5 protein-coding genes and 1 pseudogene are annotated in these 9,683 nt (G+C 70.8%); 4 read left to right on the top strand and 2 right to left on the bottom strand.

The annotated features are described in order from the left end of the window. Window positions 1–97: 97 nt before the first annotated feature. A complete protein-coding gene (locus tag ABIS05_RS00120; protein WP_348011296.1) occupies window positions 98–1,357 on the bottom strand; it encodes an ANTAR domain-containing protein in 1,260 nt (419 codons plus the stop codon). 204 nt (window positions 1,358–1,561) lie between these two features. Here ABIS05_RS00120 and ABIS05_RS00115 point away from each other — a divergent pair, with 204 nt between their 5' ends. Continuing rightward, a complete protein-coding gene (locus ABIS05_RS00115; protein WP_348011295.1) occupies window positions 1,562–2,818 on the top strand; it encodes an MFS transporter in 1,257 nt (418 codons plus the stop codon). Between the two features lie 31 nt (window positions 2,819–2,849). Here ABIS05_RS00115 and ABIS05_RS00110 read toward each other — a convergent pair whose 3' ends face one another. Next, window positions 2,850–4,586, bottom strand: coding sequence for a bifunctional protein-serine/threonine kinase/phosphatase (locus ABIS05_RS00110; protein ID WP_348011294.1), 1,737 nt, complete (start codon window positions 4,584–4,586; stop codon window positions 2,850–2,852). A 199-nt stretch (window positions 4,587–4,785) separates the two neighbouring features. On the opposite strand from ABIS05_RS00110, the pseudogene ABIS05_RS00105 reads away from it, so the two are divergent. The 3 genes and pseudogenes from ABIS05_RS00105 to ABIS05_RS00095 form a co-directional block, all read left to right on the top strand. After that, window positions 4,786–6,078 (top strand): annotated as a pseudogene (locus tag ABIS05_RS00105) (NAD(P)/FAD-dependent oxidoreductase); the annotation flags it as partial. Window positions 6,079–6,089: 11 nt separating this feature from the next. Then, a complete protein-coding gene (locus tag ABIS05_RS00100; protein ID WP_348011293.1) occupies window positions 6,090–6,881 on the top strand; it encodes a type IV pili methyl-accepting chemotaxis transducer N-terminal domain-containing protein in 792 nt (263 codons plus the stop codon). A gap of 9 nt (window positions 6,882–6,890) precedes the next feature. Continuing rightward, entirely contained in the window at window positions 6,891–9,647 is a 2,757-nt protein-coding gene (locus tag ABIS05_RS00095; RefSeq protein ID WP_348011292.1) for a molybdopterin-dependent oxidoreductase, read from the top strand. The last annotated feature ends 36 nt before the right edge of the window (window positions 9,648–9,683 follow it).

The raw sequence follows: 9,683 nt of genomic DNA, 5'->3' as shown, positions 1-9,683 counted from the left end.
CCGCAGAAGAAAGTTACCCGGCCGCCGGGACGGACTCCCGGCAATGCAGGCGGCATACAAGCGCCACGAAAAGGCAACCAACCACCCACAACCGTCATCACCCAAGAATCAACTGCAACGACCCCTGCAACGCCCGAATCAACGCCTCCAACGCCTGCAGCAACCGCTCACTGCCCTGATGCATCCGCTGCACCGCATCGCCCTGCTCCACGCGCAACCCGCGCAGCAGTACCAGCCAGGCTTCGTCCACCGCCGCAAACGCCGGCTGCAGCGCCGGGCCGGCCAGGGGCGCCGCGCGGACTTCGTCGTAGGCCTTGATGAACTCGTCCAGGCCGGTCGCCAGCCCACTGGTGTCGCGGCCCGGCATGACCTGGGCGAGCAGCCCCTCCTTGGCCAGGCGCTGGCTCAACAGCCGCAGCCGCGTCACCTGGGCCAGCAAGCCCACCGGGCGCTGGCCGGCGCGCTCGGACAGGCGCGCCACCAGCGTCTCGCTGCTGTCTAGCAGGCGCTGGGCGGCGCGGTCGCTGCGGGCGAGGTCGGGGGTGCGTGCGGTCAGCGCGCTGTCGAGCTGGGCCCAGGCGCTGGAGACGGCGGCCAGTTCGTCGGCCAGGTCGGCGCGCAGCAGTTCGGACAGCCGCGCCAGGTTGGCGGCCACGCGCTCGCTGGACCCGTCCAGCAGCGCCTGCGCCTCGCGGCGTTCGGGCGGAGCCAGCCGTGGCCACTGGCGCAGGGCCTGCAGCTTGACGAGGCGCTGGCTCAGCATGCGCTGGGCGCCCGCGCGCTCCAGTGCCTCGGCCAGCTCGCTGGTGTGCACCACGCCGCGCGCCACCTGGGGCAGCTTGGCCTGCGTCTGCATGGCGGTGTTGCGCAGCAGCGCAAAGGCAGCCGCCTCGTCGATGCCGCGGGCCTGCATCAGCAAGCCCTTGGCGCGCTCGGTCCACTTGCGCTCATCCAGGCGCTCGTCGAGCTTGGCCTGGGCGGCGCTGTCGCGCGCCTGCAGTTGGACAGCCAGGCCTTGCGCCCACAGCAGCGCCTGGTCCAGCACGGCGGCGTCGGCGTCGGCCGGCAGCCACTGCAGCACGCCACGGGCGAGCAGGGCCTGGCGTTCGACGCTAGTCGGCGCGGGTGACAGCAGCACCACCGGCAGGCCGAAAGCCCGCTCCGAGTGCAGCAGCCGCGCCAAAGCGGTGCGGTCAGGGCACCAGATCAAACCCAGCGCTTGCCCATCGGCCGGCGGCGCAAGCTCCGAAACGGTGCGCGGCTGCCAACCCAGGGCCCGCAAGGTGGCGGCCTGCGGGGGCTGTTCCGGGCTGCAGAGCAGCGTGGGTAGCAGAGTGGCGGGAGCGGTGTCGGGCATGGGTCAGTCTTCGCGCCCCAAAACGGCGCAAGAAGCAGGCCAGCGGAACGAAAGGAAGGTGAAAACGAAAATAGGCATGAGGTTTGCAAGTATCGGAGCGTGGTGCGCGCAATGGTGCGGGCGCCTTTCCGCCGCGACGTCCGAGCCACCCAGGCACGCGACCGTGGGCGGGCGTCGGCGTTTGCGGCCCAATAGAGCCCCAAGATGTCCTCTGCCCTGCAAAACTTCAAACGCGCCGGCCACAGCCCCACGCTGTTCGCCGCCTTCCTGTATTTCGCGTTCTCCTGCTGCATCTGGGTGCTCAACGGCGCGTTGGCGCCCTTCATCAGCGAGGCCTACAACCTGACGCCGGCCCAGAAGGGGCTGATGCTGTCGATTCCCATCATGGCCGGCGCGCTGATGCGCTTCCCGCTGGGCCTGCTGTCGCAGTACATCGGCCGCAAGAACGCGACGCTGGTGGAGATGGGCATGATCGCCGTGGCCATGCTCTACGGCTTCTTCATGGTCAAGAGCTACGACGACCTGCTGGCCATGGGCGTGCTGCTGGGCATTGCCGGCGCCAGCTTCGGCGTGGCGCTGAGCCTGGGTTCGGGCTGGTACCCGCCGCAGTACAAGGGCCTGGCGATGGGCCTGGTGGGCGCGGGCAACGTGGGCACCGCGGTGGCGGTGCTGGTAGCGCCGCCGCTGGCCATGGCCTATGGCTGGCAGACGGTCTATGCCTTCGCCGCCGTCGCCATCCTGATCCCGATGGTCGTCATGATCGTCTTCGCCAAGGAGCCGCCCGACGTCGACGCGCACGCCTCCATGCGCGAGCACGTCGCCTGTCTGTTCGAAAAAGACGGCTGGGCCTTCAGCCTGATCTACGGCGTGACGTTCGGCGGCTTCATCGGCCTCACCACCTTCCTGCCCACCTACTACTACGACCAGTTCAGCGTCTCCAAGGTGCAGGCCGGCCAGCTGACGATGCTGGCGGCCTTCATGGGCGCTGCGGTGCGCGTGGTGGGCGGCGGGCTGTCGGATCGCTGGGGCGGCGTCAACGTGCTGACGATGGTGCTCGTGGTCGTCGCCATCACGCTGACCGGCGTGGGCATGGCCAGCGGCTCGCTGGTGCTGACGACGCTACTGCTCATCGCCTGCTTCGCCGCTCTGGGCGCCGGCAATGGCGCCCTTTTCCAACTCGTGCCGCTGCGCTGGCCCGCGGCCACGGCCGTGGCCGGTTCGATGATCGGCGAGATCGGCGCTTTAGGCGGCGGCCTGGTGCCCAACCTGATGGGCCTGTCCAAGCAGCACGCCGGCACCTACATGTGGGGCTTCGTCGTGTTCGCCGTGCTGTCTGTGCTGATGCTGGGCGTCATGCGCGTCATGCAGATCCGCTGGACGCGCACCTGGGCCGAAAAGGGTGGCCGCGCCCGCAGCGCCGCCGCCGGCGCCTCCGAGCCAGTGAACTACCAGCGCGTCTGAACGCATGGCACGGCCGCGCAGGCCGTGCCCTTCAGCGCGGCAGGAAGGCCAGCCAGGCGATCAGCAGCAGGTTGAACAGCACCGACATCGCCAGCGCGATCTGCCAGGTCGTCACCGCGTCACGCGGCGGCCGGCCAGCGCGAGCCGCAGCCGGCTGGTCACGCGCTGCCAGGCGCTCCAGCGCCAGCAGCAACTCATCGGCCGTCTCGAAACGTGCCTTGGCTTCACGCGCCACGGCGCGCATAACGAGGCGGTCCAGCGGCATGGGCACGCTGGGCTGCAGGCGGCTGACGCTGGCCGGCTCGCGCTTGTAGCGGGCAAGCTGGTAGGGCTCGATCTCGCCGTAGGGCAGGCGGCCGGTCAGCGCCTGGTAGAGCGTTACGCCCAGCGCGAAGAGGTCGGAGCCGGCGTCGGGCGGCAGCGGCGGGTCCTGCCACTGCTCGGGGTTGATGTAGCTGGGCGTGCCGGCGTGCAGCTCGCGCGCTGCGGCGGACACGCGCGGGCTCAGCGCCACGCCGAGATCGAGCACGCGCCACTGGCCGTCGTCGCTCAGGTGCAGGTTGGCGGGCTTGATGTCGCGATGCACGACGCCCGCCGCATGCAGCAGGCTCAGTGACCGAGCCACCGCGCCGCCCAGGGCGACGGCCTGACCGACGTCGAGCGGCCCCTTGGCCAGCAGTTGCTCCAGCGTCAAGCCGCCGTGCCAGTCGAAGACGGCATAGAAATGCGTCGCGCCTTCGGCCGGCGGGTGCACGCGCACGAAGCCACTTTCGCCACCCCGCCGGCGATGACGCGGCGCCTCGGCCAGGCGCAGGCCCAGCCAGATCTCGTGCGCCAGCATGGCCCGCTCCTCGGGGTCGTCGGCGCGGCCGGGGCGCAGCATCTTCAGCGCCACCAGGCGGCCGGTGGCGAGCTCGCGCGCCTGCAGCAGCCGGTGCACGCCGTTGTCGGCCACGAGGGCGGTGACCTGGTAGCCATCCAGCGCTGAACCCACACCCAGCGGCCCGGGGCTGGGCAGCGTGCGGCCCAAGGCGGCGAGGTCGGCCAGGCCAGGGTCGGCGAGGTCCTTGACGTCCAGCACCAGGGCGGTGGCGTTGTCATGGCTGCCGGCGGCGAGGGCCGTTGCGGTCAGCGCATCGGCCAGGGCCTGGGCGCCGGGCGTGTTGCGCAGCAGGTCGGCGATCTGGCGGCCACGCAAGGACCCGTGCACGCCGTCGCTGGTCAGCAGCAGGCGGTCACCCACCTTCAGCTCGCCGGCGCTGTGATCGAGGCGCAGCGCATCGTCCAGGCCCAGGGCGCGGGTGAGGCCGGCGAAGTCGCGGCGCTCCATGCGGTGGTCCTGCGTCAGCAGCAGGCATTCGCCGTCGCGCAGCAGCCAGGCGCGGCTGTCGCCGACATGGGCCAACGCGTAGCGGCGGCCGCGCAGCGCGAGGGCCGTCAGCGTCGTCAGCGCCTCGCGCGGCTGGCCGTCGGCGCCGGGGCGGCGGTTGTGCGAGGCCAGCCAGGCGTTCTGGTGGCCGAGCAGCCGGTCCAGGGCGACGCTGCTGTCCCAGTCGGCCGGCACGGCGTGGAAGTCGCGCAGCAGGCTCATGACCGAGGTCTGCGCGGCCATCAGACCCTCACCACCACCACTGACCCCATCCGCCAGCGCCGCCACCCAGCCACGCTCGGCCTCGTGCGCGGCGGGCGCCTGCACACCCGCGAAGTCTTCATTGCGCGGGCGTTTGCCCTGCAGGCTGGACAGGCCGGTGTCGAGTTCGAAGCGCATGCGCGTGAGTGGACCACTGCGGAGCGTTGCCCGCAGATGGTGCGTTTTTTGGATGAGTGCACCCGCACCGGGATAGCAAACGCTTCGGCGTGGGGCGTCGCTGGGCGTTTTGAACGCTGCGGCAGGTCTGGAGGCCAGCTTCATCGCTGGCACATGCCTTGCAAAGCAATTGGTAGACCAGGGTCTCTAGGAGTGCGGGATGAGGAAAATGAAGCTCGTGATGGTCGGCAACGGCATGGCTGGCGTGCGCACGCTGGAAGAGCTGCTGAAGATCGCGCCGGACCTCTACGACATCACCGTCTTCGGCGCCGAGCCTCACCCCAACTACAACCGCATCCTGCTCAGCCCCGTGCTGGCCGGCGAGCAGACGATCGACGAGATCATCCTGAACCCGCTGAGCTGGTATGCCGACCACGGCATCACGCTGCACCTGGGGCTTGCGGTGACCGAGATCGACCGCGTGCGCCGCCGCGTCATCGCCGCCGACGGCACGGTGGCGGAATACGACCGCCTGCTGATCGCCACCGGCTCCAACCCCTTCGTGCTGCCGGTGCCGGGCAAGGAGCTCGAAGGCGTCATCGCCTACCGCGACATCGCCGACACGAACGCGATGATCGACGCGGCCACCATGTACAGGCACGCCGTCGTCATCGGCGGCGGCCTGCTGGGCCTGGAGGCCGCCAACGGATTGATGCTGCGCGGCATGCAGGTCACGGTCGTCCACCTGGTCGACACGCTGATGGAGCGCCAGCTCGACACCATGGCCGGCGGCCTGCTGCGCAACTCCCTCGTCGAGCGCGGCCTGGACTTCAGGCTGGGCGTGCAGACGCAGGCGCTGCTGGGCAACGAGGCCGGCCGCGAAGGCAACGAAGGGGCCCCGTCCGCTGGCCGGGTCCGTGCCATCCAACTCAAGCTGCAGGACGGCAGCGTCGTCGAACTGCCGGCCGACCTTGTCGTCATGGCCGCCGGTGTGCGCCCCAACACCACGCTGGCCGAGAAGGCCGGCCTGCACTGCAGCCGCGGCATCGTCGTCACCGACACGATGCAGACGGTGACCGACCCGCGCGTCTACTCGGTGGGCGAATGCGCGGCCCACCGCGGCATCGCCTACGGCCTGGTGGCGCCGCTGTTCGAGCAGGGCAAGGTCTGCGCCACGCACCTAGCCCAGTTCGGCATCGGCCGCTACCTCGGCTCGTCGGTCAGCACCAAGCTCAAGGTGACGGGCATCGACCTGTTCTCGGCCGGCAACTTTGCCGGCGGCGCGGGCACCGAGGAGATCGTGCTCAGCGACCCGTTCACCGGCGTCTACAAGAAGCTGGTCATCCAGAACGACCAGCTCGTCGGCGCCTGCCTCTACGGCGACACGGCCGACGGCAGCTGGTACTTCAAGCTGCTGCGCGAGCGCAGCAACATCGCCGGCATCCGCGACCAGTTGATGTTCGGCGAGCACTACGCGAACGACAGCGCAAACGTCAGCGCGAACGAGGCCGCCTGAGCATGCCCGTGAATCGACGTTCCGTGCTTGTGCGCAGCGCGGCCGGCGTGATGCTGAGCGGCGCGCTGCTGCCCGCTCACGCCCGCATTGCCGAGCTGGGCGATGCCATCGACAAGGCCGGCGCCCAGCGCATGCTGAGCCAGCGCATGGGCAAGGCCTGGCTCAGCCAGTTGCGCCCCGAGCTGACCGAGCGCGCCCGCGCCGTGCTGCAGGCCAGCGAAGCCCGCTTCGAGCGCCAGCTCGGCGAGCTGCTGAGCTATGCGCCCACACCCGAGATCGCCGGCAGCTACCGCGCCATGGAGCACCGCTTCGGCGCCTACCGCGCGCTGCTGCAAAGCACGCCCAGCCCCGCCCGTGTCGACGACCTGCTGAAGGCCTCGGGCGAGATGCTCAGCCTGGCCCAGGTCGCCACCGTCCAGTTGCAGGAACGCTCCACCGCGGCGACGGCGCGGCTCGTCAACCTGTCGGGCCGCCAGCGCATGCTGTCGCAGCGCCTGGCGCTGTTCTTCCTGGCCAACCAACAAGGCGCACGGCCCGACCTGGTGCAACGCGAAACCGCCAAGGCCCGCGCCGACTTCGTGGCGGCCATGGGCGTGCTGACCACCGCAGCCGAGGCGACACCCGCCATCCGCGCCAACCTCGAGTTGGCGCAAAGCCAGTGGATCTTCCTGCAGGCAGCGCTGGCCGGCGAGAGCCAGGGCCCACGGGCGGCCAGCGATGTCTTCCTCGCCAGCGAGAACCTGCTGTCGGTGATGGAGACGGTCACCGGCCAGTTCGCCCGCCAGCTGGCGCAGGCCTGAGCACACAAAATGCACGAGACAAAATCCACTTGCCCCTACTGCGGCGTCGGCTGTGGTGTCGTCATCGAGCACGACGGCCAGCAAATCACCGGCGTACGCGGCGACCCCGACCACCCGGCCAACTTCGGCCGGCTGTGCACCAAGGGCACCAACCTGCACCTGACGGCCACGCCGGTCGTCCTCCAGCATCAGCGCCTGCGCGAGCCGCAACGCCGTGCCGAGCGCGGCGCGCAGCCGGCGGTCATCAGCTGGGACACCGCCAACCGCGAGATCGCCGACAAGCTGCTGGCCATCCGCGCCGCGCACGGCCCTGAATCGATTGGCGTCTACATCTCCGGCCAGCTGCTGACCGAGGATTACCACGCCTTCAACAAGCTGGCCCGCGCCGTCATCGGCACGCCGCACATCGACTCCAACTCGCGGCTGTGCATGAGCTCGGCCGTGGTCGGCTACAAGCAGTCGCTGGGCGCCGATGCGCCGCCTTGTAGCTACGAAGACATCGAGCTGGCCGATTGCATCCTCGTCAGCGGCGCCAACCCGGCCTGGGCCCACCCCATCCTGTTCCGCCGCCTTGAAGACGCGCGCAGCAACAAGCAGGGCCGACATGAGCAGCATCGGCTCATCGTCATCGACCCGCGCCGCACCGAGACCGCCGAGCTCGCCGACCTGCACCTGCAGATCCGCCCCGGCACCGACGTGGCGCTGTGCCACGGCCTGCTGCACGCCGTCATCGCGCGCGGCTGGACGGCGAGCGACTTCATCGCCCAGTCCACCGACGGCTTCGACACGCTCAAGGCGCTGGTGAGCGACTGGCCGCCCGCCCGCGCGGCCGAGGTCTGCGGCGTGACGGAGGCCGACATATGGCAGGCCGCCGAGTGGTTCGCCACCTCACCGTCCTCCCTCAGCCTGTACTGCCAGGGCCTGAACCAGAGCAGCGCCGGCACAGCCAAGAACACCGCCCTCATCAACCTGCACCTGGCCACCGGCCAGATCGGCAAGCCCGGCGCCGGGCCATTCTCACTAACCGGCCAACCCAACGCCATGGGCGGCCGTGAGAGCGGCGGCATGGCCACGCTGCTGCCCGGCCACCGCGACCCGGGCAAGGCCGAGGACTGGGCCGAGATCTGCAAGCTCTGGGGCGTGACCGACCTGCCCAGCCGGCGCGGCCACACGGCCGTCGAGATGTTCGAGGCGGCCGCGCGCGGCGAGATCAAGGCACTGTGGATCGCCTGCACGAACCCCGCCCAGTCCATGCCCGACCAGGCCACCGTGCGCGCGGCGCTGGAGCGCTGCGAGCTGGTCATCCTGCAAGAGGCCTTTGCCCACACGGCCACGGCCCGCTACGCCGACTACCTGCTGCCCGCCGCCACCTGGGGCGAGAAGGAAGGCACCGTCACCAACAGCGAACGCCGCATCAGCCGCGTGCGCGCGGCCGTACCGGCGGCAGGCGGGTCGCGCGCCGACTGGCAGATCGTGCGCGACATCGCCGCGCTGATCGACGCCGGCCTGGGCCGCCCGCCGCGCATCACCGCCAACAGCGCCGAGGAACTCTGGCTCGAACACCGCGCCGCCACGCGCGGCCGCGACCTCGACATCACCGGCCTCAGCTGGGCCACGCTGGACACCGAAGGCCCGCAGCAATGGCCGTATGTCACCGGGCCAACGGCGCGCCTGTACACCGACGGCCGCTTCGCCACTGCCGACGGCCGCGCCCGCTTCATCGCCAAGCCCTACCAGGCCACCGCCGAGACGGCCAGCCCTAGCCGCCCATTCGCGCTGACGACCGGCCGCATGCGCGACCAGTGGCACGGCATGAGCCGCACCGGCAGCGTGCCGCGCCTGTTCGCCCACGAGGGCCGGCCGCTGGTGCGCATCAACCCCGGCGACGCCGCCAGCCACCAGTTGGCCGAAGGCGCCCTCGTGCACGTGCGCTCCAGCCGCGGCGAGCTGGTGCTGCCGCTCAAGCTCGACGCGAACGTGGCGCCGGCCGGCGCCGACATCGCCATGCACTGGGGCGACGAATTCATCGGTGCGCAGTTCGGCGTCAACGCCGTGACACAGGGCGCCTTCTGCCCCGACTCCAAGCAGCCCGAGCTGAAGTTCAGCGCCGTCGCCATCGAGCCGGCCCACCTGCCCTGGCGCCTCAGCGCCTGCGCCTGGGTTGCGCCGGAAGACGGCCAGCGACTGCGGGAACGGCTGCGCGCGTTGATGCCCCACTTCGGCTATGCCCACTGCCTGCCCGAGCCCGCACGCGGTGACCAGGTCGGCTGGGCTTTCGAGGCCGCCTGCGCCGAGACGCCGTCGCCCGAGCTGGTTGACGAACTCGCCGCCGTGCTGGGCCTGAACAGCCCCGCCGTGCTGCGCTACGCCGATGCCCGACGCGGCCGGCTGCGCCTGCTCAAACTCGACGGCGATGACCTGCAGGCTGCGCCACTGCAAGCCCTGCTGCGCGTCGGCCAGCACGACGAAGGCGCCTGGCTCGTCGACCTCTGGCGTGAACGCACGGCCGCCTCCTCCGTCGGCCGCTGGCTGCTGTCGCCCGGCGCGCCGCCCACTAACCCGGGCGCTGCCCCCAGCCCACAGGTCTGCAACTGCTTCGACGTGCGCGAGGACGTCATCCGCCTGACGCTGACCCGCTGCAGCGGCACGCCCACCGAACGCCTGGCCCAATTGCAGGGCGAGAAGCGCTGCGGCACGCAATGCGGCTCCTGCCTGCCGACGCTGCGCCGGCTGGTCGCCACCACGCCTGAGGAAGTCCCGGCATGACCCACACACCGTCTCGCTGGTCGGCGCCAGCCCCGG

The sequence above is a fragment of the Roseateles sp. genome, assembly GCF_039929605.1.
In the GTDB taxonomy this organism is placed as follows: Bacteria; Pseudomonadota; Gammaproteobacteria; order Burkholderiales; family Burkholderiaceae_C; genus Pelomonas.
This window is presented reverse-complemented; position numbering and strand designations above follow the sequence as displayed.

What these genes read in the sequence shown, in the direction of transcription:
- ABIS05_RS00115 (WP_348011295.1), top strand. Translation starts at nt 1,562, where the DNA reads ATGTCCTCTGCCCTGCAAAACTTCAAACGCGCCGGCCACAGCCCCACG.
- ABIS05_RS00110 (WP_348011294.1), bottom strand. Translation starts at nt 4,586, where the DNA reads ATGCGCTTCGAACTCGACACCGGCCTGTCCAGCCTGCAGGGCAAACGC.
- ABIS05_RS00120 (WP_348011296.1), bottom strand. Translation starts at nt 1,357, where the DNA reads ATGCCCGACACCGCTCCCGCCACTCTGCTACCCACGCTGCTCTGCAGC.
- ABIS05_RS00095 (WP_348011292.1), top strand. Translation starts at nt 6,891, where the DNA reads ATGCACGAGACAAAATCCACTTGCCCCTACTGCGGCGTCGGCTGTGGT.